Annotated in this window: 24 protein-coding genes, 3 tRNA genes and 1 pseudogene; 18 read left to right on the top strand and 10 right to left on the bottom strand. The window is 70.1% G+C overall.

The features are described from left to right. The first annotated feature begins 36 nt into the window (after window positions 1-36). The 3 genes from AC0L5F_RS00640 to AC0L5F_RS00630 all read left to right on the top strand — a co-directional run bounded on the left by AC0L5F_RS00640 (window position 37) and on the right by AC0L5F_RS00630 (window position 327). Window positions 37-108 (top strand) — tRNA-Gly (locus AC0L5F_RS00640). A 27-nt stretch (window positions 109-135) separates the two neighbouring features. After that, window positions 136-206, top strand: a tRNA-Cys gene (locus AC0L5F_RS00635). A gap of 46 nt (window positions 207-252) precedes the next feature. Continuing rightward, a tRNA-Val gene (locus tag AC0L5F_RS00630) sits at window positions 253-327 on the top strand. A gap of 40 nt (window positions 328-367) precedes the next feature. On the opposite strand, the gene AC0L5F_RS00625 is transcribed toward AC0L5F_RS00630, so the two are convergent. Further along, the gene (locus tag AC0L5F_RS00625; RefSeq protein ID WP_473314673.1) at window positions 368-769 is read right to left on the bottom strand and encodes a DUF4333 domain-containing protein; all 402 of its coding nucleotides are present in this window, start codon (window positions 767-769) and stop codon (window positions 368-370) included. Beyond that, on the bottom strand, window positions 766-1668 hold the full coding sequence (locus tag AC0L5F_RS00620; protein ID WP_473314672.1) for a YihY/virulence factor BrkB family protein: 903 nt from the start codon (window positions 1666-1668) through the stop codon (window positions 766-768). The genes AC0L5F_RS00625 and AC0L5F_RS00620 overlap by 4 nt, the downstream gene beginning before the upstream one ends. Window positions 1669-1778: 110 nt before the next feature. Here AC0L5F_RS00620 and AC0L5F_RS00615 point away from each other — a divergent pair, with 110 nt between their 5' ends. Next, window positions 1779-2405 (top strand): hypothetical protein, encoded by a 627-nt coding sequence (locus tag AC0L5F_RS00615; protein WP_473314671.1) that lies wholly within the window; start codon window positions 1779-1781, stop codon window positions 2403-2405. Between the two features lie 291 nt (window positions 2406-2696). After that, entirely contained in the window at window positions 2697-3440 is a 744-nt protein-coding gene (locus tag AC0L5F_RS00610; RefSeq protein ID WP_473314670.1) for a sirohydrochlorin chelatase, read from the top strand. 20 nt (window positions 3441-3460) lie between these two features. Here AC0L5F_RS00610 and AC0L5F_RS00605 read toward each other — a convergent pair whose 3' ends face one another. Together AC0L5F_RS00605 and AC0L5F_RS00600 are read right to left on the bottom strand one after the other, a co-directional pair. Then, entirely contained in the window at window positions 3461-4300 is an 840-nt protein-coding gene (locus tag AC0L5F_RS00605) for a PPK2 family polyphosphate kinase (RefSeq protein WP_473314669.1), read from the bottom strand. 9 nt (window positions 4301-4309) lie between these two features. After that, the gene (locus AC0L5F_RS00600; RefSeq protein WP_473314668.1) at window positions 4310-4513 is read right to left on the bottom strand and encodes a hypothetical protein; all 204 of its coding nucleotides are present in this window, start codon (window positions 4511-4513) and stop codon (window positions 4310-4312) included. On the opposite strand from AC0L5F_RS00600, the gene AC0L5F_RS00595 reads away from it, so the two are divergent. Both AC0L5F_RS00595 and msrB read left to right on the top strand, forming a co-directional pair. Then, complete coding sequence (locus tag AC0L5F_RS00595; protein WP_473314667.1) at window positions 4512-4856, top strand: hypothetical protein; 345 nt, start codon at window positions 4512-4514, stop codon at window positions 4854-4856. The two genes, AC0L5F_RS00600 and AC0L5F_RS00595, sit on opposite strands and share 2 nt — an antisense overlap. A gap of 68 nt (window positions 4857-4924) precedes the next feature. Further along, window positions 4925-5329, top strand: a complete 405-nt coding sequence (gene msrB, locus AC0L5F_RS00590; RefSeq protein WP_473314666.1) for a peptide-methionine (R)-S-oxide reductase MsrB — start codon at window positions 4925-4927, stop codon at window positions 5327-5329. 101 nt (window positions 5330-5430) lie between these two features. Here msrB and hemQ read toward each other — a convergent pair. From hemQ to hemE, 3 genes and pseudogenes are all read right to left on the bottom strand, one after another. Further along, a pseudogene (gene hemQ, locus AC0L5F_RS00585) lies at window positions 5431-6009 on the bottom strand (hydrogen peroxide-dependent heme synthase); the annotation flags it as partial. Window positions 6010-6068: 59 nt separating this feature from the next. Next, on the bottom strand, window positions 6069-7430 hold the full coding sequence (hemG, locus tag AC0L5F_RS00580; RefSeq protein WP_473314665.1) for a protoporphyrinogen oxidase: 1362 nt from the start codon (window positions 7428-7430) through the stop codon (window positions 6069-6071). Beyond that, window positions 7427-8482, bottom strand: coding sequence for a uroporphyrinogen decarboxylase (hemE, locus tag AC0L5F_RS00575; protein ID WP_473314664.1), 1056 nt, complete (start codon window positions 8480-8482; stop codon window positions 7427-7429). Before hemE ends, hemG begins: the two co-directional genes overlap by 4 nt. A 96-nt stretch (window positions 8483-8578) precedes the next feature. On the opposite strand from hemE, the gene AC0L5F_RS00570 reads away from it, so the two are divergent. The 4 genes from AC0L5F_RS00570 to AC0L5F_RS00555 all read left to right on the top strand — a co-directional run bounded on the left by AC0L5F_RS00570 (window position 8579) and on the right by AC0L5F_RS00555 (window position 12293). Beyond that, on the top strand, window positions 8579-9157 hold the full coding sequence (locus AC0L5F_RS00570) for a DUF3000 domain-containing protein (protein ID WP_473314663.1): 579 nt from the start codon (window positions 8579-8581) through the stop codon (window positions 9155-9157). After that, a complete protein-coding gene (locus AC0L5F_RS00565) occupies window positions 9154-10416 on the top strand; it encodes an HRDC domain-containing protein (RefSeq protein ID WP_473314662.1) in 1263 nt (420 codons plus the stop codon). Before AC0L5F_RS00570 ends, AC0L5F_RS00565 begins: the two co-directional genes overlap by 4 nt. A 96-nt stretch (window positions 10417-10512) precedes the next feature. Continuing rightward, on the top strand, window positions 10513-11706 hold the full coding sequence (locus AC0L5F_RS00560) for a serine hydrolase domain-containing protein (protein ID WP_473314661.1): 1194 nt from the start codon (window positions 10513-10515) through the stop codon (window positions 11704-11706). Then, window positions 11703-12293 (top strand): hypothetical protein, encoded by a 591-nt coding sequence (locus tag AC0L5F_RS00555; RefSeq protein ID WP_473314660.1) that lies wholly within the window; start codon window positions 11703-11705, stop codon window positions 12291-12293. The genes AC0L5F_RS00560 and AC0L5F_RS00555 overlap by 4 nt, the downstream gene beginning before the upstream one ends. A gap of 193 nt (window positions 12294-12486) precedes the next feature. On the opposite strand, the gene AC0L5F_RS00550 is transcribed toward AC0L5F_RS00555, so the two are convergent. Beyond that, the gene (locus tag AC0L5F_RS00550) at window positions 12487-13446 is read right to left on the bottom strand and encodes an aldo/keto reductase (RefSeq protein WP_473314659.1); all 960 of its coding nucleotides are present in this window, start codon (window positions 13444-13446) and stop codon (window positions 12487-12489) included. 273 nt (window positions 13447-13719) lie between these two features. Here AC0L5F_RS00550 and AC0L5F_RS00545 point away from each other — a divergent pair, with 273 nt between their 5' ends. The 7 genes from AC0L5F_RS00545 to AC0L5F_RS00515 all read left to right on the top strand — a co-directional run bounded on the left by AC0L5F_RS00545 (window position 13720) and on the right by AC0L5F_RS00515 (window position 20824). After that, window positions 13720-14076: a hypothetical protein gene (locus AC0L5F_RS00545; protein ID WP_473314658.1), complete on the top strand. Its 357-nt coding sequence runs from the start codon at window positions 13720-13722 to the stop codon at window positions 14074-14076. Window positions 14077-14131: 55 nt separating this feature from the next. Next, on the top strand, window positions 14132-16426 hold the full coding sequence (gene secD, locus AC0L5F_RS00540) for a protein translocase subunit SecD (RefSeq protein WP_473314657.1): 2295 nt from the start codon (window positions 14132-14134) through the stop codon (window positions 16424-16426). 31 nt (window positions 16427-16457) lie between these two features. Next, the gene (locus tag AC0L5F_RS00535; protein WP_473314656.1) at window positions 16458-16940 is read left to right on the top strand and encodes a TM2 domain-containing protein; all 483 of its coding nucleotides are present in this window, start codon (window positions 16458-16460) and stop codon (window positions 16938-16940) included. Window positions 16941-17004: 64 nt separating this feature from the next. Continuing rightward, complete coding sequence (locus AC0L5F_RS00530) at window positions 17005-17541, top strand: DUF6318 family protein (RefSeq protein WP_473314655.1); 537 nt, start codon at window positions 17005-17007, stop codon at window positions 17539-17541. Further along, the gene (locus AC0L5F_RS00525) at window positions 17538-18254 is read left to right on the top strand and encodes a hypothetical protein (RefSeq protein WP_473314654.1); all 717 of its coding nucleotides are present in this window, start codon (window positions 17538-17540) and stop codon (window positions 18252-18254) included. The genes AC0L5F_RS00530 and AC0L5F_RS00525 overlap by 4 nt, the downstream gene beginning before the upstream one ends. A gap of 30 nt (window positions 18255-18284) precedes the next feature. Then, window positions 18285-19658, top strand: a complete 1374-nt coding sequence (locus tag AC0L5F_RS00520; RefSeq protein WP_473314653.1) for a cystathionine beta-synthase — start codon at window positions 18285-18287, stop codon at window positions 19656-19658. Beyond that, complete coding sequence (locus tag AC0L5F_RS00515) at window positions 19655-20824, top strand: cystathionine gamma-synthase (protein ID WP_473314652.1); 1170 nt, start codon at window positions 19655-19657, stop codon at window positions 20822-20824. Before AC0L5F_RS00520 ends, AC0L5F_RS00515 begins: the two co-directional genes overlap by 4 nt. 28 nt (window positions 20825-20852) lie before the next feature. Here AC0L5F_RS00515 and AC0L5F_RS00510 read toward each other — a convergent pair whose 3' ends face one another. Then, complete coding sequence (locus tag AC0L5F_RS00510) at window positions 20853-21269, bottom strand: universal stress protein (RefSeq protein WP_473314651.1); 417 nt, start codon at window positions 21267-21269, stop codon at window positions 20853-20855. Window position 21270: 1 nt separating this feature from the next. After that, window positions 21271-22758 (bottom strand): APC family permease, encoded by a 1488-nt coding sequence (locus AC0L5F_RS00505; protein WP_473314650.1) that lies wholly within the window; start codon window positions 22756-22758, stop codon window positions 21271-21273. Window positions 22759-22816: the final 58 nt, after the last annotated feature.

Genomic DNA, 22816 nt, shown 5'->3' with positions numbered 1-22816 from the left:
CGGATAGAGTCTCGTGTCGCCTCCAATCGAGGCTTCGCGGACGTGGCGCAGTGGTAGCGCATCACCTTGCCAAGGTGAGGGTCGCGGGTTCGAATCCCGTCGTCCGCTCGGAGCGGGTCTCGTCACCCATCCAACGGTGGGTTGGCCGAGAGGAGAGGCAACGGACTGCAAATCCGTGCACACGGGTTCGAATCCCGTACCCACCTCGCAGGCCTCCGGTCAGCACCACGGCCGGACACAACTGAACAACACGGGCGATTGGCGCAGCGGTAGCGCACCTCCCTGACACGGAGGGGGTCACTGGTTCGATCCCAGTATCGCCCACCATCACCACGAGACCCCCGGCCCAGCCGGGGGTCTTGTCGTCTCACCCGCCGGAGCCGGACTCCGGGTCGTCAGGCTGGGGCGCGTTCTTCGACGTCCACTCGAACGCTCCCCCGCCGCCGGTGATCTTCACCGACGCGATGGTCTGCACGGTCTTGTCGCCGGCGAAGGACGCCTCGCACTCGAAGGTGGTGCCGACGAGCTCGTTGACCTTCGGCGGGCACACCACCTCGACATCGCGACCGGTGCGGGCCGTGAGGCGCCGGGCGATGTTCTTCTCGACCCCCTTCGTCGAGATCAGGCTCACCGGGTCCTCCTGGCGGGGCCGGCCGGCAGGGTCGGTGACGGACGGATCGCCGTCCCGCAGCAACCACCACATGACGCCCGCGCCGATCAAGGCGAGCACGGCGACGACGATCAGCAGGTCGATGATCTTCTTCCTCATGGGGCTCCAGTCTCGGGTGACGGTTCGTGACGCACCTGGTCGTCGATGGCCGCGTTGATCGCAGCCCCGATCAGCACGGCGATCGAGATGACGTACAACCACAGCAGCACCGCGATGGGGGCCGCCAGCGGGCCGTAGATGGAGGTGCCGCCGGTCGAGTATCCCAGAGCCCACCGCACGAAGTAGCTGCCGAAGATCCACATCAGCAGGGTGAAGGTGGCACCCGGCAACGCCATGCGCCAGCGTCGCCGCACCGGGACGGCCGAGTGGTACAGCGTGGCGATGAATCCGATCGACAGGGCCACCACCGCCGGCCAGTACAGCGGCCGCAGCATCGCCAGCCGTTCGGGCAGCAGCGCGGCTGCGAACTCCGGTCCTGCGAGCACCAGCGGCACCAGGACGATGCCGATGACCAGCGCGACGACGTACATCAGGAACGACAGTGCGCGGGTCTTGACGATCCCGCGCTGCCCACCCATCCCGTAGATGATCGTGATCGTGTCGATGAAGACGTTGAGGGCCCTCGACCCCGACCACAGGGCCAGCACGAAGCCGATCGAGATGACGTCGATGCGCCCGGAGTCCAGCACGTCGTTGAGCGTCGGTGTGATGACCTGGTCGACGGTCTCGGGCGTCAGCGCCTGCGACGACAGGTCGATGATGCGTGAGCGCAGCACGTCGACCTGCGTGACGTCGTACCGCTCGGCGATGAATCCGATCGTGCCGGCGAGACCGAACACCAGGGGCGGCAGCGACAAGATGGCGAAGAACGCCGCCTCGGCCGCCAGGCCGGTGACGCGGTACCGGAAGCAGCTGGACACGGTGCGGGCCACGGTGCGCGCGACCCACTGGCGACACGACGCCAGCGCCCGCGGTCGATCCACCGACTCGGCCACCATGCCCCTACGGTAGCGACATGGATCCCCGCGATCGTGCACCCGAGACCCCTTCCGTCGTGGCACTCGCCGCGCTGCTCGTCGCGTCGTCGGTCATCGGCGAGGTCGCCTGAATGCGGCCGCTCGGTGTCAGCGCCGTCGTGTCGGCGATCATCACGATCGTCACGGCGGCCGCGCTGCGCGCCACCGACGCCACGGTGGCCGTCATCGGCGTGGCAGCCGTCGTGCTTCTGCTGACCTGGTACGCCCGCCTGCACGACCTCGACGAACAGCCGGCCCTCGGACTCGCCAACCCGGCGTCATCGGCCACGCTGGCTGCCGTCGGTCGGCTCAGCTGGTCGAGCGTGCTGCCCGGTTGGACCGCGCACGTGCTCGGAGCGGTCGTCGCGGGCGCCGGCGCCCTGGCGCTCGGTGACCGCTGGGGCGAGCCCCTGCTGTTCGACGCCGACGACCTGGTCGTGGCGGGCGTCGGCGCCGCAGTGGTGGGCCTGCTGACCGCGTGGACGACCCTCGCCCTCGACGCTGCAGCCCCTGAGGCTCTGGCGGCCGTCCCCGTCGCCGTGGCCGGAGCGATCCTGCCGATCGGCCTGCTCGGAGCGTTCTCCCCTGCCGTCGTGATCGGACTGGCCACCGCGAACCTCATCACCTGGCCGGTCGCCCTGGTCGCGGCAGGCGCGGCACTCGTGGCTGCTGCCGTCGGCGGCTGGGTCGTCGGCTTCCTGCTGCCGCCAGACGCCTGAGGCGTCTCTGACCGCTTGATCTGGACTCTTTCCTCGCTCGCGTATCAACATATGGATACATATCTCACCATTTGAGACTTGCGCTTGATCGCCCACGCACCCCTCTGCACACTGATCTCATGCTTGCCGCACAGGACCTGCGTCTCGTGGAGCGTCTCCACGTGGACCTCGGGCGTGCCCGCAGCATGATGTGTCGCTGATCAGCGCGCACCCACGACCCCTTCTCCGGCGCGCGGCGACTCTCCTGGCCAGCGCCCAGATCGCCGTGTGCCCTCCCCTTGAGGACATCCCATGACTGCACCGGCACTGATCACCCTGGCACCTGACACCACCGACCCCCGCACCGCCGACACCGTGACGGCACTGACCGAGCGCATCGCCCGGCAGCGGCCCGACCTGCGGGTCGCGGCTGCCTCCGTCGACCTCGACCTCGATCACGTGATCGATCACCTCGTGGCTGAGGGCCACCGCGAGATCGTGATCGTCCCGCTGGCCTTCACGACCAGCGACAGCCCCGACATCGCCGATGCGGCAGCGCGCGCGGCGGCACCTCACGACGGTCTGCTGATCCACGTCACCGACGTGCTCGGCATCGAGGCGGCATTCCTGCACGTGCTCGACCAGCGCCTGCGGGAGGTGCTGTCACGCGAGCGCGTCCGCGAGCTCGACGGCCTCGTGCTGGCCGGAGAGGGATCGGCCGACCCACTCGTCCGCGCGACCATCTCCCGCGCCGCTCGCGCCTGGGGCCAGCACCACAAGCTGCCGACCATCGCCGCGTTCGCCACCGCCGCTCCTCCGGCCGCTGGGGAAGCCGTCCGGGCCCACCGCGCCGCGGGCCGCCGCCACGTCGCCGTGGGACTGCTCTTCCTCGGACCGGACCACCACACCGACCGCGTCACCGAGCTCGCCCTGGAGGCCGGCGCGGTCGCCGTGGCCGAGCCGCTCGGCCCCGACGCCGAGATCGCACGCGTGGTGCTGGCCCGCTACGCCGTCGGCGCCGTGAACCTGGTCCCGCTCGAGGCGTGGGCCGGCTGACCGGCGCTCCCGACTGACCGCTACGAGGACGCCGCGAGCCGCGCCTTCTCCGCCTCGACGTCGAAATCGGCGTCCGGCCACTGCAGGTCCAGCCCTCGCAATGCTTCGGCCAGCAGGGTCGCGACCACCCAGTTGCGGTACCACTTGCGGCCGCTCGGCACCACGTGCCACGGGGCGTGATCGGTGGAGCAGCGCTCCAGCGCGATGCCGTAGGCCACGGCGTAGTCCGACCACAGCAGCCGCTCGTCGATGTCACCGGGGTTGTACTTCCAGTACTTCGTGGGGTCGTCGAGCCGCTCGGCCAGGCGATCCTTCTGGTCGTCGGGGCTGATGTGCAAGAAGCACTTGATGACCGTGCCGCCGTCGTCGACGAATGCCTTCTCGAAGGCGTTGATCGCGTCGTAGCGGCGTTCGATCTCGTCCTCCGACGCCAGCTCACGCACACGGCCGATCAGCACGTCCTCGTAGTGGGACCGGTCGAAGATGCCGATCTCCCCCGCCTGCGGCAGAGCACGCTCGACGCGCCACAGGAAGTCGTGCTCCAGCTCCTCGGGCGTCGGCTTCTTGAACGCCGTGATCGCCAGCCCCTGCGGATCGACCAGGCCGGCCACGTGACGGATGATCCCGCCCTTGCCGGAGGTGTCCATCCCCTGCATGACCAGCAGGACGCGTTCGGTGCCGACCTCGGCCCGTGCGCGGGCGAACAGGCGCTCCTGCAGGTCCGACAGCTCCTCGCCCAGAGCCTCCATGGCGGGCACCGAATCCTCCTTGTCGCCGTCGAAGCCGATGATGTCGCGCGAGTCCAGCAACGACACGTCGATCGGACCGGTGGTCGTGAGCTGGGAGGACAAGGACGTCATGTCGGCAGCCTACGACGGCTGCGCTGCAGGCAGCGCCACGACGGCGCGGCGTACGGTGGAGTCATGTATGACGTCGCGCTGCTCATCGAACGCCAGCTGGAAGCCCTCGACGCCGATCAGGTGATCGCGTTGCACGAGGGCCTGGAGGACACGGTCCGGTACCACCTGTTGCTGCCGGTGGAGAAGCTCCACCGCCATCCTCACGTCGTCCATGAGTGCGATCGGCGGCGGCCAGATCGCCGCGATGCCCGATCCGGCCACGGTCGACGAGGTGCAGAACGAGGTGGTGAGCGCCGGCCAGGCCGAGCTCGACGCCAGTGCCGCTCTGCTCGCCGATCGCGGTCAGCAGACGACCAGCCAGCTGACCGAGGACGACCCGATCGACACGCTCAAGGACCTGGTGGCCAGCACGGGCTCGACCGAGGTGATCATCTTGACCGAGTCGCACATCGTCAAGGAGTTCTTCCAGATGGACTGGACGTCGCGCGCCAAGCGCGTGCTCGACGTCCCGACGCTGCACCTGCTCGAGCACGTCCCGTTCGACGCCCAACGCTGAACGGCTCCACGCTGGCAGTGCCTGCGGCGTCGGCTGGCGGGTCTTGCCCGTCACCGTAGGCTGTCGTCATGGCTTACGACGTGGAGAAGACCGACGCCGAGTGGAAGGCCGAGCTGAGCCCCGAGGAGTACCAGGTGCTTCGCAAGGCCGGCACCGAGCGCCCCTTCACGTCCGAGTTCGAGACCGACACCACGCCCTCGGTGTACTCGTGCCGCGCCTGCGGGTCCGAGCTGTTCCGCAGCGACACCAAGTTCGACGCGCACTGCGGCTGGCCGGCGTTCTACTCCCCGCTGGCCGAGGACCGCGTCGAGTACATCGAGGACCGCTCGATGTTCGGTCAGAAGCGGGTCGAGGTCCGCTGCGCCAGGTGCGGATCGCACCTGGGCCACGTCTTCGAGGGCGAGGGCTTCCCGACCCCCACCGACCAGCGCTTCTGCATCAACGGCATCGCCCTCACCCAGACCCCCGACTGAGATCCTCGCTGTCTGACAGTTCCCGCTGGGAAGCTCAGGGCCAGCGCGCGGTGCAGCTCGGCGGCCGTCAGCAGCTCGCCGGTGTAGAACGGGACCTCCTCGCGCACGTGCATGCGCGCCTTGCTGGCGCGCAGCTCACGCATGAGGTCCACGATGCGGTGCAGCTCGTCGGCCTCGAACGCCAGGATCCACTCGTAGTCGCCGAGCGCGAACGACGCCACCGTGTTGGCCCGCACGTCCGGGTACGGCCGCGCCTGCATGCCGTGCTCCTTGAGCATCTCTCGGCGCTCGTCGTCGGGCAGCAGGTACCACTCGTACGACCGCACGAACGGGTACACGCACACGTAGCGGCGCACCTCCTCCTCGGCCATGAACGCCGGGATGTGCGAGCGGTTGAACTCCGCGGGTCGGTGCAGGGCCAGCTGTGACCACACCGGCGCCATGCGCGAGCCGAGTGCCGTGCGGCGGAACCGGTTGTAGGCGTCCTGCAGCTGGCCGCTGTCGGCGGCGTGCCACCACACCAGCAGGTCGGCGTCGGCGCGCAGCCCACTGACGTCGTACAGCCCGCGCACCACGACGTCGTCGTCGGCCAGCCGGGCGATCAGCTCGTCGACCTCGGCGGCCTCGGCGGCCCGGTCGGAGTCCCCCAGCACCCGATCGAGCCGGAAGACCGACCACATCGTGTAGCGGATGGTCTCGTTGATCTCCTTGGCGAGCTTGCCCTTGTTCGCAATCGTGGTCACGGCTTCATTGTCTCCCGTCCGAGAAGTCGCGCCGCGGCCGCCCGGGCGGTGCCGATCGTGGCCGGGATGCCGACGCCTCGGTAGGCGGCGCCGCACACCTCGAGCCCGGCCACCGTGGCGATGTCGCGGTCGATGGTGTCCACCACGTCGAGGTGGCCCACCTCGTACTGCGGCAGTCCCCCTCCCCACCGATGCACCTGCGCGTCGACGACCCTCCCGAGCGGTCCGACCGCAGCGGTCAGGTCTGCACGGGCCAGGTCGATGACCGAGGCGTCATCGTGGTGGAGCAGCAGGGTCTCGCCCGCGCGGCCGATCGACGTGCGCACGATGGTCAGGTCACCGGCCGCCTCGCTGGACCAGCGCCACTTCGACGTCGAGTAGGTGGCGCCCTTGATCGCCGTGCCGTCGACCGGCGGCACCAGGAATCCCGAACCGTCGGTCTCCGCGGCTCCTTCCAGCACGAAGGTGACCAGCGCGACGCTGGCGTAGTCGATCCCGGCCAGCGCGAACGCGGCGTGAGGGGCGATGTCGGACAGCAGCCGCCCGGCCGCTGACGCAGGCGTCGCGACCACGACGGCGTCGACGTCGAGCACCTCCAGGTCGGTGGTCGGCCCGATCGTGAGGCGCCAGCCGTCCGTGGTGCGCTCGAGCGCCCTCACGGTCGTGCCGGTGCGCACCGCGAAGTCGCCAGCGGCGACGACGGCGTCCGGCAGCGTTCCGACCCCGCCGGTGGGCGCGAAGAACACCGGGGTGGCTGGCTGGTCGGCCCGCTCGGCGAGACTCGCGGAGGCCCCGGTCACGAGGTTGGCACCCAGAGCCCGGATCTGCGGAGCCGCGGCGTGCAACGACAGCCGGTCGGCGTGGCCGGCGTACACCCCGCCCAGCAGCGGCTCGATCAGTCGGTCCACCACCTCAAGGCCGAGGCGCTCGCGCACGAACGCGGCCACCGACAGGTCCTCGTCGGGCACCGGCGACGGCGTGGACACGGGTCGATCCCCCACGATCCCCGAGGCGACCATCGCATCGAGGTCGCCCGGGACACCCAGCACCGTCGGCGGCATGGCCCGCAGGGCGCCGCGCGTCCAGATCGACGCCGAGTGGGTGAGCGGATGCTCGATGAAGTCGGCCAGCCCGACGTCGCGCACCAGGTCGAGCCCCTCGGGGCGCCGCGCCAGGATCGACTCGGCGCCGAGGTCGACCGCGACCCCACCGACCTCGCCGCTGCGCAGCTTGCCACCGACGCGGTCGGTGCTCTCCAGGACCGTCACCTGGCACCCGGCGCGCGCCAGGTCGAACGCGGCGGCGAGACCGGCGATCCCTCCGCCGATCACGGCGACGGTCTGGGGCGGCGGTGTCACGATCCAGGAACCGGCTGGGCGTGCACGAAGTCCACCAGCCGGGTCAGCGCGTCAGGATCTGTGGCGGGCAGCACCCCGTGGCCGAGGTTGAACACGTGGCCGCGAGCGGCCGAGCCCTGGGCGATCACCTCGGCTGCCCGGGCGTGCACCACCTCGGTGGGCGCGAACAGGGTGGTCGGGTCCAGGTTGCCCTGCACGACGGTGTCCGGACCCAGCCGGCGTACCGCCTCGTCGAGCGGCACCCGCCAGTCGACGCCGATCACGTCGGCGCCGGCATCGTGCATGGCACCCAGGATCTCGCCCGTGCCGACCCCGAAGTGGATGCGCGGCACGTCCAGGTCCGCCACGGCCGACAGGACCGCGGCCGAGTGGGGCTGGACGTAGGTCAGGTAGTCGGCCAGCGACAGGGTGCCGGCCCACGAGTCGAACAGCTGCACCGCCGATGCTCCCGCCTCGACCTGCAGCCGCAGGAACTGCCCGGCGATCGCCGCGATACGGCCCAGGAGCGCGTGCCACAGGTCCGGGTCGGAGTACATCAGCTGCTTGGTGAGGCGGTGGTCGCGCGACGGCCCGCCCTCGACGAGGTAGGAGGCAAGGGTGAACGGTGCGCCGGCGAACCCGATCAACGGCGTGCTGCCGAGCTCGCCGGTGAGCGCCGTGACCGCGGCCAGCACGGCGGCGACGTCGTCGGGCTCCACGTCGCGCAGCTGGTCGAGCTGTGCGGCGCTGCGGATGGGGTCGGCCACGACGGGTCCGGTGCCCGGCACGATGTCGAGGTCGACCCCGATGGCCTTGAGCGGCACCACGATGTCGGAGAAGAAGATCGCCGCGTCGACGCCGTGACGCCGCACCGGCTGCAAGGTGATCTCGACGACCATGTCGGTCTCGAAGCACGAGTCGAGCATGTTCGTGCCCTCGCGGATCTTGAGGTACTCCGGCAGCGAGCGCCCGGCCTGCCGCATGAACCACACGGGGACGTGCTCGGGGCGCTCACCGCGACAGGCGGCGAGGAACGGGCTGGACGCCGTGGCGGACGGCGCGTCGACGGTCATGCCGTCAGTGTCTCAGGCGCCCCTCGGACCGAACCCCGGAGGATGAACCGAGTGTCGTGAACGGCTGGAACGCCGGTCGACGCCTACAGTCGTGGGGTGGTTCCACGCATCGAGACCGATCAGGCGCCTGCGGCGTTCACCGACGCCGTCCGCCAGATCCAGCACGCGGTGATGCGCCCGGAGGTGGTCGTCGACGACATGCCGGCCCCCCAGCGCATCGCGCCGCACGCCCACGCGATCAGCGGCGACGTGCGCGTCGGACCCGACGACCTCGGCACCGGTCGATTCATCCTGCTGCACGATCCTGCCGGCAACGACGCATGGGGCGGCACGTTCCGCTGCGTCACCTTCGCACGCGCCGAGATCGAGGCCGACATGGCGGCCGATCCGTTGCTGCCCAGCGTCGGGTGGAGCTGGCTGATGGAGGCGCTCGAGGCCCACGACGCCGACCACGCCGCTGCCAGTGGCAGCGTCACGGTGGTGCGGTCCGAGGGGTTCGGACAGATGACCGAGGACGGCTCCGACGCCCAGATCGAGGTCCGCGCGTCCTGGACTCCCCTGTCGGAGAAGGGCAACCACGCGGCCGCCTGGTCGAACCTGCTGTGCGCCATCGCCGGACTGCCGCCACTCGCGCCCGGGGTGGTCCCCCTCCAGCGCAGGCGCGGTCACCGTTGACCCCCGACTCCGCGACACCTGACGGCACCGACGGGACGCCCCCCGAGGCCGTGCCCCGTGTCCCGCTGCCCCGACTCGAGCTGCGCGACCCACTGCCGCCGGTCGTCGACACCGCCCCGGCCCTGACCGATGCCTGCCAACGGATCGCGGCCGGCACCGGCCCGCTCGCCCTCGACGCCGAGCGAGCCTCCGGGTACCGCTACTCCCAGCGGGCCTACCTGCTGCAGGTGCGGCGCGAGGGCTCGGGAAGCCACCTGATCGACCCGATCGCCTTCGACGACCACAGCGAGCTGTCTGCCGCGTTCGGCGATGCCGAGTGGATCCTGCACGCCGCCACCCAGGACCTGCCGTGCCTGGCCGAGATCGGGCTGCGGCCCACCTCGTTGTTCGACACCGAGCTGGCCGGGCGCCTGCTCAACCTGCCCCGCGTCGGTCTCGCGTCACTGGTCGAGCACTACCTCGACCTGAGCCTGGCCAAGGAGTTCTCCGCGGCCGACTGGTCCACCCGGCCGCTGCCCGAACCGTGGCTGGTCTACGCCGCCCTCGACGTCGAGGTGCTCGTCGAGCTGCGCAACCTCATCGACGACGAGCTCACCGCTGCCGGCAAGCGCGGATGGGCCGCCGAGGAGTTCGAGGCGCTGCTGTCCTTCACCGGTCCGCCAGAACGCGTCGACCCGTGGCGTCGCACCTCGGGCATGCACAAGGCACGCGGCCGTCGAGCCCTCGCCGTCGTGCGCGAGCTCTGGTACGCCCGCGACCAGATCGCCGAGGCGCGCGACACCACACCGGGACGCATCCTGCCCGACGCCGCGTTGGTCGAGATCGCGATCGCGGCTCCCCCGACGGTCGGCGAGCTGAAGCAGCTGCGCGCCATGCGCAACCGGGGCCCGCGCCGATTCCTCAGCGAGTGGTTCGACGCCGTCGAGCGCGGCCTCGCGCTGCCCGACTCCGACCTTCCCACCACGGGTCTGCGCACCGACGGACCGCCGCCGCCGCGGGCGTGGGGCGACAAGCACCCCGAGGCCGCCGCCCGGCTGGCCCGATGCCGATCGGTCGTGGTGGCTCTCAGCGAGGAGCACGACCTGCCGCCGGAGAACCTCATCTCGCCGCAGCTGGTGCGCAACCTGGCCTGGGAGCCGCCGCTCAGCGGAGACACGGTCACCGAGGGCTCGGTGGTCGATGCGCTCGAGGAGCAGGGCGCCAGGCGCTGGCAGGTCGGTCTCGTGGCCTCGCAGCTGGCCGTCGCACTGGTCGACTGACCGCCGAGGTCGGCGTCGTCAGCCGGTGCCCGCAGGCGCTGGCGCCGACGTCCTGACGTCCTCGACTGCGCCCAGCGCGGAGTTATCGTTGGCGCCATGAGTGTCTGCGGCGGTGTCGATCCTCGCTTCGAGGAGGTCGCCTACCTCCTCGACCAGTCGGTGCGCGAGGGGACGGACCGTGGCGCGTCGATCTGCGTGATCCACGACGGCGAGGTCGTGGTCGACATCTGGGCGGGCTCGGCCGACCTCGACGGCGACATCCCGTGGGAGCGCGACACCCTGGTGCCCGTGTGGTCGATCACCAAGGTGATGTCCAACCTCTGCCTGCTGATGCTCGCTGACCGCGACCTCATCGATCTCGAGGCACCCGTCGCCCGCTACTGGCCCGAGTTCGCCGCAGCCGGCAAGGACGCCGTCACCGTCGCGCACCTGCTGAGCCACTCCTCCGGCGTCTCGGGCTGGGACCAGCCGGTGTCGGCCGACGACCTGTTCGACTGGGATCGCTCCACTGCCATGCTCGCCGCCCAGGCGCCGTGGTGGGAGCCCGGGAGCGCGCCCGGGTACCACCTGCTCAACCAGGGCCACCTGGTCGGCGAGGTGCTGCGGCGCGTCACCGGCGACTCGATCGGCACCTGGTTCGCCCGCGAGGTGGCCGGGCCGCTCGACGCCGACTTCCACATCGGGTTGGGCCCCGACGACGACCACCGGGTCTCCCCCGTCAGCCCGCCGCGCCCGCTGGATCTCGACCCGTTGGGCCTCGAGCCCGACGGGATCTCCGTGCGCACCTTCACCGGGCCGTTCCTCCACGCTCGCGAGGCCAACACCGAGCGCTGGCGTCGTGCCGAGATTCCTGCCGCGAACGGTCACGGCAACGCTCGATCGGTCGCACGCATCCAGGCCCTGGTGTCGCACGGCGGCGAGATCGACGGCGTCCGTCTGCTCTCGGAGGACACCGTCGAGCGCATCCTCGAGCCTCGGGCGGTCGGCACCGACGTGGTGCTGGGCACGCCGTCGGCGTTCGGACTCGGCTGGGCCCTGCCGCAGCCTGCCGTGATGCCGTCCGTGGCACCGGGCCGCCGGTGCTACTGGGGCGGCCTCGGTGGCTCGGTGGTGGTGAACGACCTCGAGCGCCGCCTGACGTTCGCGTACACGATGAATCGGATGCTGTTCGAGTACGCGCCCGACTCCCGTCTGACCCGACCGTGCGGGGACAGCCGCAGCGACGCCTACCTCGCCGCCGTCGACCGAGCCCTCAGCGGCAGCGCGACCAAGGACGCGTCGCTCGCGTGAGGGACTTCCACAAGCCCCAGCTGCCCGGCGGCCAGCACTTCGAGGCCCAGCCGGACCAGACCGACCCTGCGGAGACGCTGGCGGCGGGTCACCGCATCGCCACTCTGCTGGTGCGCGGTCCCCGTAGCGGGGCGGACCAGCACCTGGTCGATCGCGTGCTGCACCTCGCCGACAACGAGGGCCTGTCGACGATCGCCGAGCTGTGGTCGCACGCTCCGTCCGACACCCTGGCCGGATCGTTGTGGCGCCTGTACGCCCTGCGCACGTGGGTGCACCGCAACCCCGAGACGGCGGCCCACGAGTTCGCCACGGGCAAGCCGTTCGCCCCGGTGCACGAGGTGCTGGCCGGCGTCGTCGATCCGCCGGGACCCACCGAGGTCATCGAGCTGGTCAACACCGTGGTGCGCGGCATCGTCGGACGTGCCTTCGACGTGACCCTCGACCGCGCTGCCGCCTTCGCGCACATCGTGGGGATCGGTCGCGCTCAGCTCGAGTCGGGCGACCCCGACTCGGCGGTCCGACTGGTCGACACCGCGAAGGCCCTGCGGCACGCAGCCGACATCGAGCGCACCGTCGGTCTGCACTAGTCGACCGTCGAGACACGACCTCCACGACGGCGTGTTCGGCCTGGCTTGAGTTCGACCGCCGCGGGGTTAGGCTGGTCCAGCGCCGGGCCGCGGCAGCCCCGGGTCCCAACATCAGCCGCCTCGAGCGGCCACGCACCGTGAGGTGCTCCCGGTCCGGCGCAACACTTCACCCGAGCCGGTGGCAGGCCAGGCCCTACGGGGCGAAGGTGGTGTACGACATCGTGGGGCGTCCGACCTCGGCCAGCTCGTCCACCTGGTCCTGCGAGGGCACCCACTGCCCCGCGACGGCGTTGGCGGCGACCTGCTCGGCCGACGTCACCCCCGCGATCACGCTGAGCACCGCAGGCTGAGCTGCCAGCCCGCCGATCGCCAGCTCGAGCATCGAGATGCCGTGGCGTCGAGCGAACGCCTCCAGCACCTCGATGCGCTCCCAGTCGGCTCCGGCCAGCCGTGCTGCCTGGGCCTCGAGACGGCTTCCTGCGGGCGCGGCCTCACCGCGGCGGTACTTGCCGGTCAGCAGGCCGTAGGCGAGCGGGAAGTACGGGAGGATCCCGATGCCGCGATCCAGGCACGCCGGCGTCAGCTCGACCTCGGCGCTGCGGTTGTAGAGCGAGTACTCGTTCTGCGCGGTCACAAACGACGCGCCTCCAGCCGCCCGGGCGGTCCAGTCGGCGTCGACGACCTGCCAGGCCTGCATGTTCGAGCAGCCGATGGCGCCCACCTTGCCGGCGGTCACCAGCTCGTCGAGCGCCCCGAGCGTCTCGGCGATCGGGGTGGCCGGATCGGGCGTGTGCAGCTGGTACAGGTCGATGTGGTCGGTCCCCAACCGGCGCAGGCTGGCCTCCGCCGCCGTGCGCACGTACTCGGCCGAGCCGCGACGTCCACCGTCGTCGCCGTTGACGCCCTGCATGTCCATGCCGAACTTGGTGGCCACGACCACCTGGTCACGACGGCCTCGAATGGCCCGGCCCAGCAGCTCCTCGCTCTGGCCGGTGCCGTAGGCGTCCGCGGTGTCGAAGAAGGCGACGTCGTGCTCGATGGCCGCGTCGACGATCGAGGTCACCCGGTCGGCGTCGATGCGGCTGCCGAAGGCGTTGCAGCCGATCCCGACGGTGGGCAGGGTCAACGATCCGATGGTGCGGTGGGCAGGCATGTGCCCAGACTACGAACCCGGCCACGACGACACGCACACGACCGTCCTGACCATGCGGCATAGTCATCTCGAGTCATTTTGTCTCCTCGAGAGAACTTTCGGGTGTGATGGACGTTGCACTGGTGTCATGAATCGGCGGTGAGACCGTCTCGCCTTCGTTGCCTCGCCGATCGTCCAGGGGGACCGGCGGGGCGACCTTCGACATTCACGGTCGGTTCGCCGCCTCCGATGAGAGACAGGGGTCGTTGAAGGCCGGGCCCTAGACTGACCGGCATGTTCGGGCCGGCGCGACGACCACGTTGGCACGTACTGGTGCTCGCGGCGCTCGTGATCGCCGTCTCCGCCATCTCCGTGGGGTCGATCGCCGGGTTCGGCCGCACCTCCTCGGTCGGCCGCGCCGCTGCGCACGCGGCACACCCGCAAGTGGGCATCTCGACGGCACCCGCCCAGCTGAACCACGTTGCTGCGCCGTCGACCGCGTTCCCCCACCTCGATCTCGCGACCACCGGGCCGGCCGCACCGCTGGACTGGCCGACCGGGGCTGCCGCACCGTCTCCGGACGAGCCGGGCGTGCTCGCGCCGGCGACGCCGATCACTCGACACGGACGGGCACCACCGACGGCGGCGTGAGCCTCCGCCGACCCGTCGTCGACCGCTGATCGCGGTCATTCCCGAAAGATCCTTCATGTCTCGCGCACCCCTGTGGCGCGCGGTGGCCGCCTTCGCAGCCGTCGCCATCGCCCTCCTGATCGCCCTGACCAGCTCGGCCCGCCTCGGCCTCGACCTGAGGGGTGGCACCCAGATCGTCCTGGAGACCCAGGACACCGACCGCGTCAAGGCCGACGCCGAGTCGACCGACAGCGCGCGCGACGTGCTCCGCGGACGTGTCGACGCACTCGGCGTCTCCGAGCCCACGATCGCCCGGTCCGGTGAGCGCCGGATCATCGTGGAGCTCCCCGGCCTGCAGGACCCGCGCGAGGCCGCCGAGGTCATCGGGCAGACGGCCCAGCTGTCCTTCCACGAGGTCCTCGCGCCCGCCTCGCCCGGTCAGGAGCCGACGGACGGCCAGCTCGTCCTGCCCGACGAGTCCGGACAGCCGCTGCTGCTCGCTCCGCCTCTCCTCGACGGGCAAGGGGTCGGCGACGCCAACGCTGCCACCGACCCCCAGCGCCTCGGCGAGTGGAGCGTCAACGTCGACTTCAACGGCAGCGGGCGCGACGGATGGCGCCAGCTCGTCGCCGACGCCTGCGCCAACCCGTCGGCCGGCAACCGGGTCGCGATCGTGCTCGACGACACGATCATCTCCTCCCCCGGCGTCGTGCCGGCACTGTGCGCCGCCGGCGGCGGCAACCAGACCAGCATCACCGGCGACTACACGCAGCAGAGCGCCACCGACCTCTCCGTGCTGATCAAGGGCGGCGCACTGCCCGTCGGCGTCGAGATCATCGAGCAACGCACCGTCGGACCGACGCTCGGCGCGGCCGCCATCGACGCATCGATCGAGGCAGCGATCATCGGCATCGTGCTGACCGGGCTGTTCATCATGTTCGTCTACCGACTGATGGGCCTGATGGCCACGATCGCTCTGGCCGCCTACGCCCTGATCGCCTACGCGATGCTGGTGTGGTTCGGCGCCACCCTGACCCTGCCCGGCCTGGCCGGCTTCGTGCTGGCCGTCGGACTGGCCATCGACGCCAACGTGCTGGTCTTCGAGCGCGCTCGCGAGGAGCTGGCGGACCGCCCGACCGGAGGCATGCCGTCGGCGCTCAGCACCGGATTCTCCAAGGCGTGGACGGCGATCATCGACTCGAACGTCACCACCTTGCTGGCGGCGGGACTGCTGTTCCTGTTCGCGTCGGGACCGGTCAAGGGATTCGGCGTGACGCTGTCCATCGGCGTCGTCGCCTCGATGATCTCGGCGCTGGTCGTGGCACGGGTGCTGAGCGAGTGGGCTGCCAGGCGCAGTGTCGTGCGCCGCCACCCCGAGGTGAGCGGTCTGGCCGGAGCGGGGCGGGTTCGTACCTGGTTGGCCGAGAAGCAGCCCGACCTCGTCCGGCGCAGCGGCACCTGGATCGCCGCGACGCTCGTCGTCGCCGCCATCTCGATCGGCGGCATCGTCCTGCGCGGGCTCGATCTCGGCGTCGAGTTCACCGGAGGCCGACTGCTGGAGTACTCCACGTCCGCGACGGTCGATCCCGAGGTCGCCCGCACCGCGGTCTCGGACGCCGGCTTCCCGAGGGCGGTCGTCCAGTCGTCGTCGGGCGAGGGAAGCACAGAGAACATCAGCATCCGTGTCGACGACGTCACCAACGACGAGGCCTTCGCGATCGAGCAGGCCCTCGGCTCGGTCGCCGGCGACGTCACCAAGGAGCGTGACGAGCTGATCGGTCCGAGCCTCGGCGCCGAGCTCCGCACCAAGGCACTGATCGCGTTCGCGATCGCGATCGCGGCGCAGATGCTGTACCTCGCCTGGCGGTTCCGCTGGACCTTCGCGCTGGCGGCCGTGCTGTCGATGTCGTCGGTCGTCCTCACCGTCGTCGGCACCTTCGCCTGGTGGGGCAAGCCGATCGACGGCGTCTTCCTCGCCGCGGTCCTCTCGATCATCGGCCTGGCCGTCAACGACACCATCGTGGTGTTCGACCGGATCCGCGAGCACCTGGCGCAGCGGCGTGACCGACCTCTGCGCCAGGTGGTGAACGAGGCGATCGTCCAGACGATTCCCCGCACGGTGAACACCGGCCTCGGTGCGATGTTCATCCTCGCCGCGCTGGCCGTGCTCGGCGGCGACTCGCTCACCGACTTCGCGCTGGCCCTGCTGATCGGCCTGGGCGTCGGCATCGTCTCGACCGTGTTCACCGCGTCCGCCATCGCCGTGGTGCTGGAGGAGCGCTGGCCCGCGAACCCAGTCAAGCGACCGGCCGCGGTGGATCCCTACGCCGACATCGACGACGGCCGCGAGACGCCGAGCGGGGTCAGGTGAAGCGATCCGCGACTCCACTAGGGTGGCGGCCATGACCGTCCCTCCCGATTCCGGCGAGCCCGACCCGTTCGGCGCCCCTTCGTCGCCGCAGTCGGGCCCGGCGTCATCGCCTCCACCCCCGCCCGGCTACGGGCAGGCACCTCCCCCACCGGGCTATGGCCCGCCTCCGGGCTACGGACAGGCGCCCCCTCCACCGGGGTACGGCCAGGCTCAGGCCTACGGTCCGCCCGGCACCCCGTTCGCCTACGGCGCCAACCCGTCGGCGCCGTACGGCTACGACCCGAAGTCGGGGCTGCCGTACTCGGACAAGCAGAAGCTGATCGCGGGGCTGCTGCAGATCCTGATCCCGCTCGGCATCGGGCGCATGTACGCGGGCCACGTGGGCCTCGGCATCGGGCAGCTCGTCGTCACGATCCTCACCTGCGGCATCGGCGCCCTGTGGCCGTTCATCGACGGCATCGTGATCCTCGCCGGCGACTCCAAGGACGGGAACGGACTCCCTCTACGTCCGTGACGGGCTGTCCACAGGCTGCTTCTCGAAGATCGACATCCGGCGGCAGCGCGGGTAATTTCGAGCCATGAAGCTCGGGGGATTCTTCATCGCACTCGTGTTCGCTCTGGCCAGCTGCTCGAGCGACCCGCAGCCACGCGAGCCCGATCCGCCCGACACATCCGCGCCGTCCAGCACGGCCACACCGCCCTCGATGCCTGCCCAGGCGTCCGAGGACTCCCCCGAGGGCGCCGCGGCCTTCGTCGCTTACTGGGTCGCTGCCCTGAACTACGGCGCAGCGACCGGCAACAGCGACCTTCTAGAGGAACTCTCGTCGCCTTCATGTGACGCCTGCCAGAAATACATCGACACGTTTCGCAATACATACAAGGCTGGCGGTTACTTCCGTGACGCCGACTGGGACCCAGGCGAGATACAACTTCGAAGTGGTCCGGAAGAGGAATACGCCACCTTTGTTGCGGCCACCACGCCAGGCAAATACCGCACCAGCGCAGACTCGCCTGAGAAGCGGAGCACTGGGCAAGACAACGAAGTTTCACTGGCTGTGCGATGGGATGGTACTGGTTGGATCGCCACACAGCTTGGTCTAGGCGGTGTCGAATGAAGCGCCTGATTGCCCTGTCCGCCCTATTTCTCTTTCTGCCTTCTCAGCGTGCGTTCGCAGATGTCGACGTAGAGCCGTCGCCCATCGAAGCCCAAGTCAAGATTCATGCCGATCGAGTCAAGTGGAGAGAAGTTGCCGGTTCGAATCAGAACCGCCTCGGAAGCGCATCGCGCTCTACTTACAGGCCAACTCGGATCTGCAAGGTTGACGAGGAAGTCGGCACCTACGGCTGCCGGACCTATCAGCCGGCCGAGCCCGACCCGGACGGACCCGAGCTCACCGAGGGCGACGTCCTGCGGGCGGTGCGGCAGATCGGGTTGCCGCGGTTGGCGGTCGCGGTGGAGCCGGGCGAGGCCACGTTGGTGAATGCCCGCACCAACTTCCACACCGATCCCGAGGCGTTCGCGCGCAGCATCACCCTGCTCGGGTTCGCAGTCGACGTGCGGGCCGAGCCGGTCCGGTACGTGTGGGTGCACGGCGACGGCACGCAGGCAGCGACCACCCAGCCGGGCCGACCGTACCCGAACCTCGACGTCACCCACCGCTACCGCGAGCCGGCCGACCTCGTCCGACCGCGGGTCGACGTCGTCTACCGGGTTCGCTATCGGGTCGACGGGGGCGAATGGGCCACGATCGGTCAGACGCTCACGGCGCAGGGACCGCCAGCGGACCTGCGTGTCGACGAGGCAGCCCCTGTCCTCACCGCCCCCTGACCTTCAGATCGTCAGTGCAAGAATGACGACATGCGTATCGCTGAGCATGTCGTCGACCTGATCGGCGGCACGCCGCTGGTTCGCCTCAACTCGGTCGTCCCGCCCGGTGCGGGCACCGTTGCGGCCAAGCTCGAGTACCTCAACCCGGGCGGAAGCGCCAAGGACCGCATCGCGGTCAAGATGGTCGACGCCGCCGAGAAGGCAGGCGAGATCAAGCCCGGCGGCACGATCGTCGAGCCCACGTCCGGCAACACCGGCGTCGGCCTCGCGCTCGTGGCCCAGCAGCGCGGCTACCACTGCGTCTTCGTGTGCCCGGACAAGGTCAGCGAGGACAAGCGCAACACGCTGCGCGCCTATGGCGCCGAGGTCGTCGTGTGCCCCACCGCCGTGCCGCCGGAGCACCCCGACAGCTACTACAACGTCTCGGACCGGCTCGTGCGCGAGACCGAGGGCGCCTGGAAGCCCGACCAGTACTCCAACCCGATGGGCCCCGAGAGCCACTACGAGACCACCGGCCCGGAGATCTGGGCCGACACCGACGGCAAGGTCACCCACTTTGTGGCCGGCGTCGGCACCGGCGGCACCATCACCGGCGTGGGGCGCTTCCTCAAGGAGCAGAACCCCGACATCAAGGTCATCGGCGTCGACCCCGAGGGGTCGGTCTACTCCGGCGGCACGGGTCGTCCGTACCTGGTCGAGGGTGTCGGCGAGGACTTCTGGCCCTCGGCGTACGACCCGTCGATCCCGGACGAGATCATCGCCGTCAGCGACGCCGACTCCTTCGACATGACCCGCCGCCTCGCCCGTGAGGAAGGGTTGCTCGTGGGAGGCTCGTGCGGCATGGCGGCCATCGCCGCCGCGCAGATCGCCGAGCGCGTGGGCCCCGACGCCCTGGTCGTCGTGCTGCTTCCCGACGGTGGCCGCGGCTACCTGTCGAAGATCTTCAACGACGACTGGATGTCCTCGTACGGATTCCTGCGCGCGCCGCTCGAGGCGGGCCGGGCCCAGATGGACGTCGGCGCCCTGTTGCGCAGCAAGACCGGCGGGATGCCCGCGCTGGTGCACACTCACCCGTCCGAGACGATCCGCGACGCCATCGAGATCCTGCGCGAGTACAACGTCTCGCAGATGCCGGTCGTCGGGCCCGAACCGCCCGTCGTCATCGGCGAGGTCGCCGGCAGCGTCAACGAGCGCGCCCTGATCAGCGCCGTCTTCGAGGGCCGCGCCCAGCTGACCGACGCCGTCGGGCAGCACATGGAGCCCGCCCTGCCGCTTCTCGGTTCCGGCGAGAGCCTCGACGCGGCCCTGCAGGCCCTCAGCGACAGCGACGCCGTCATGGTCATCGAGGACGGAAAGCCGTTGGGCGTCCTCACCCGTCACGATCTTCTCGGAGTGCACGTATGAGCAGCCACCACAGCAGCGACGACCACGCGGGGCAGGGGTTCGCCACCCGGGCGATCCACGCCGGGTACGAGCCCAACGCCCAGAACGGCGCCGTCAACGCCCCGATTTACGCCAGCTCCACCTTCGCCCAGGACGGCGTCGGTGGCATGCGCGACGGCTTCGAGTACGCCCGTACCGGCAACCCCACCCGCCGCGCGCTTGAAGGCCAGCTCGCCGCCCTGGAGGGCGGCATCCACGGTCGCGCGTTCAGCTCGGGCATGGCCGCGACCGACTGCGCTCTGCGCGCCCTGCTCAAGCCCGGCGACCACCTGGTCATCCCCGACGACGCCTACGGCGGCACGTTCCGGCTGATCGACAAGGTCTTCACCCAGTGGGGCATCACCTACAGCATCGCTGCGGTCAACGACCTCGATGCTGTCCGTGCCGCCATCACGCCGCAGACCAAGGCGGTCTGGATCGAGACCCCCACCAACCCGCTGCTCAACGTCGGCGACATCAGCGCCATCGCCGAGATCGCGCACGCAGCCGGCGCGACGTTCGTGGTCGACAACACCTTCGCCTCGCCGTACCTGCAGCAACCGCTGTCGCTCGGTGCCGACGTCGTGCTGCACTCGACCACCAAGTACCTCGGCGGACACTCCGACGTGGTCGGTGGTGTCCTCGTGACCGATGACGAAGACCTCGACGCCGCATTCGCGTTCTTGCAGAACGGCGCCGGTGGCGTGCCCGGTCCGTTCGACGCCTACCTGACCATGCGGGGCGCCAAGACCCTGGCCGTGCGCATGGAGCAGCACTGCAGCAACGCCGAGGCCATCGTCGACATGCTCACTCGCCACCCCCAGGTGGACACGGTGCTGTACCCGGGCCTGCCCGAGCACCCCGGCCACGAGGTCGCCGCGCGCCAGATGCGTCGATTCGGCGGCATGATCTCGTTGCGGGTCGCCGGTGGCCGCGAAGCCGCGCTGAAGTTCTGCGCTCGCACCGAGCTGTTCACGCTGGCCGAGAGCCTCGGCGGCATCGAGTCACTCATCGAGCACCCCGGCGCCATGACGCACGCCTCCACCGCAGGATCGCAGCTGGAGGTCCCCGACGACCTCGTGCGGCTGTCAGTGGGCATCGAGGACGCCGCCGACCTGATCGGCGACCTCGAGACCGCCCTCGGCTGACGGGACGGACCCGGCTGCGTCTGATCGGCTACTCGTAGGCCGGAACGCAGAGCACCGGCCGCCGCGACAGGTGCAACAGCTTGTGCGGGGTCGAACCCAGCATCGCGCCACGCAGCGGGCTCTCGCCCCACGACCCGACCACGATCACCCGTGCGTCGTGACGATCGGCGGCGGTGAGCAACGCCTGCGACGGCTTCTGGTCGATCAGCTCCACCGTGGTCGGCACACCAGCCTCGGTGGCGATCTGCACCGCGTGCTCCAGCACCGTGCGGCCGAGGGACTCGATGGCAGCGCGCTGGCTCTTGTACTCCTCGCCGAGCGAGCCCGGCGGCGCCGTGCCGTAGACCAGCACCAGCGGCTCACCGAAGGCCGAGGCGACTTCGATGGCAGCCGACAGGGCGCGCTCGGCGCCGGGCGACTCGTCGTAGCCGAGCACGACAGACATCTCAGGCCCCCTTCGTGGGAACGTCTGCGGGATCGACGACACTGGGCCGCTCGTCCCAGTAGGCCGGGCTCATGAACCGCCAGACGAACATCACCACGACACCCACGGCGGCGATCGTCAGACCGATGACCAGCGGCGGCCCGAGACCGAACCACGAGACACCGCTGTAGGAGTTCTCCGGATCGGCCTGGTCCCGCACGGCGGCGATCAGCAACCACACCAGCAGGATGGATCCGGTCACGGGCCCGATGCCGATCAGGAACAGGTTCTTGGCGCTGTCGAGCAGGTGGTGCCGGTAGTAGACCGCGCACGCGATGCCGGTCAGCGCGTAGTAGAACGCGATGAGCAGGCCCAGCGCGGTCAACGAGTCGAAGGCCGCGTTCTCGCTGATCTGGTTGATCACCAGGTACCAGACGATCGCGATGCCCGCGACCCACCAGGTGCTCACGTCCGGGGTCCGGTAGCGCGGGTGGATGCTGGCGAACCGCTTCGGCAGCGCGTTGCGACGAGCCATCGACAGGGCCGTCCGCGAGGCCGGGATGATCGTGGTCTGGGTGGACGCGACAGCCGCGGTGGCGACCGCGAAGTACACGATCCAGTCCCAGTTGCCCAGCACCTCATTGGCCAGCAGCGGGAAGATGTACTCCTCCTCGTCGGCGTTCTCGGCCAGGAAGGCGGTTCCCGCGTATGCCACGATCGCGATGCTCACCGACAGGTACGTGACCAGCAGGATGACCGTCGACCAGATCGCCGCCTGCCCGGGAGCCGATGCCGAGTCCTGCGTCTCCTCGGTGAGGTTGACCGCCGACTCCCAGCCCCAGTAGGCGAAGACGCCGAGCAGCAGACCCGCCGTCAGCGCCGAACCGCCCGCGCCGAAGGCGTTCAACCAGGTCAACGACGGCCGGATCGAGTCCAGGCTGCTGTTGTCGGTGTAGACGCGGTACAGGGCGACTCCGGCGAAGATGAGCAGGAAGATCACCTGCAGCACGATCAGCAGGTTCTGCAGCTTGGCTGAGCCCTCGGTGCCGATCACGCACACGTACGTCATGCCCAGGATCAGCAGGACGGTGAGCACCTGGCGCACGATCGTGTTGTCGGCCAGGTTGTCCAGCCCGACGCCGCGCAGACCGAAGGCGACGCCGGTGTCGGCCAACGAGCCGATGACCAGCACGCCGGTCATGGCGATCGCCCACCCGCCGAGCCACCCGGCCCACGGGCCCATCGCGCGGGTCACCCAGCTGAACGTCGTGCCGCAGTCCTGGTCGACCTTGTTGAGGTAGAAGAACGCGGAGGCGATCAGCAGCATCGGCACGAACGACGCCAGCAGCAGACCGGGTGCGTACACCCCGGCAGCGGCAGCCATGGCACCGATGACGGCAGCGAGCGAGTACGCCGGCGACGTCGAGTTGATGCCGATCACCAGGGCGTCGAAGAATCCGATCGCGCCGGCCTTCAGCCCCTCGCTGGGTGCTTCCTCCTCGACCGCCATGCGCGTCTCCCTCGTAGATGAGGGACTCATAGAACCGCGAAAATGCCTCCGCGTCCAC

Source organism: Aeromicrobium sp. 10G20-16 (genome assembly GCF_055809665.1).
This window is presented reverse-complemented; position numbering and strand designations above follow the sequence as displayed.

Excerpts from the sequence above, each read along its gene's own strand:
- AC0L5F_RS00530 (WP_473314655.1), top strand. The coding sequence starts at position 17,005 with ATGAAGCTCGGGGGATTCTTCATCGCACTCGTGTTCGCTCTGGCCAGC.
- AC0L5F_RS00615 (WP_473314671.1), top strand. The coding sequence starts at position 1,779 with ATGCGGCCGCTCGGTGTCAGCGCCGTCGTGTCGGCGATCATCACGATC.
- AC0L5F_RS00620 (WP_473314672.1), bottom strand. The coding sequence starts at position 1,668 with ATGGTGGCCGAGTCGGTGGATCGACCGCGGGCGCTGGCGTCGTGTCGC.
- AC0L5F_RS00595 (WP_473314667.1), top strand. The coding sequence starts at position 4,512 with ATGAGTGCGATCGGCGGCGGCCAGATCGCCGCGATGCCCGATCCGGCC.
- AC0L5F_RS00560 (WP_473314661.1), top strand. The coding sequence starts at position 10,513 with ATGAGTGTCTGCGGCGGTGTCGATCCTCGCTTCGAGGAGGTCGCCTAC.
- AC0L5F_RS00515 (WP_473314652.1), top strand. The coding sequence starts at position 19,655 with ATGAGCAGCCACCACAGCAGCGACGACCACGCGGGGCAGGGGTTCGCC.
- secD (WP_473314657.1), top strand. The coding sequence starts at position 14,132 with ATGTCTCGCGCACCCCTGTGGCGCGCGGTGGCCGCCTTCGCAGCCGTC.
- AC0L5F_RS00545 (WP_473314658.1), top strand. The coding sequence starts at position 13,720 with ATGTTCGGGCCGGCGCGACGACCACGTTGGCACGTACTGGTGCTCGCG.
- AC0L5F_RS00510 (WP_473314651.1), bottom strand. The coding sequence starts at position 21,269 with ATGTCTGTCGTGCTCGGCTACGACGAGTCGCCCGGCGCCGAGCGCGCC.
- AC0L5F_RS00550 (WP_473314659.1), bottom strand. The coding sequence starts at position 13,446 with ATGCCTGCCCACCGCACCATCGGATCGTTGACCCTGCCCACCGTCGGG.
- AC0L5F_RS00600 (WP_473314668.1), bottom strand. The coding sequence starts at position 4,513 with ATGGACGACGTGAGGATGGCGGTGGAGCTTCTCCACCGGCAGCAACAG.
- AC0L5F_RS00625 (WP_473314673.1), bottom strand. The coding sequence starts at position 769 with ATGAGGAAGAAGATCATCGACCTGCTGATCGTCGTCGCCGTGCTCGCC.
- AC0L5F_RS00605 (WP_473314669.1), bottom strand. The coding sequence starts at position 4,300 with ATGACGTCCTTGTCCTCCCAGCTCACGACCACCGGTCCGATCGACGTG.
- AC0L5F_RS00535 (WP_473314656.1), top strand. The coding sequence starts at position 16,458 with ATGACCGTCCCTCCCGATTCCGGCGAGCCCGACCCGTTCGGCGCCCCT.
- AC0L5F_RS00505 (WP_473314650.1), bottom strand. The coding sequence starts at position 22,758 with ATGGCGGTCGAGGAGGAAGCACCCAGCGAGGGGCTGAAGGCCGGCGCG.
- AC0L5F_RS00525 (WP_473314654.1), top strand. The coding sequence starts at position 17,538 with ATGAAGCGCCTGATTGCCCTGTCCGCCCTATTTCTCTTTCTGCCTTCT.
- msrB (WP_473314666.1), top strand. The coding sequence starts at position 4,925 with ATGGCTTACGACGTGGAGAAGACCGACGCCGAGTGGAAGGCCGAGCTG.
- hemE (WP_473314664.1), bottom strand. The coding sequence starts at position 8,482 with ATGACCGTCGACGCGCCGTCCGCCACGGCGTCCAGCCCGTTCCTCGCC.
- AC0L5F_RS00520 (WP_473314653.1), top strand. The coding sequence starts at position 18,285 with ATGCGTATCGCTGAGCATGTCGTCGACCTGATCGGCGGCACGCCGCTG.
- AC0L5F_RS00610 (WP_473314670.1), top strand. The coding sequence starts at position 2,697 with ATGACTGCACCGGCACTGATCACCCTGGCACCTGACACCACCGACCCC.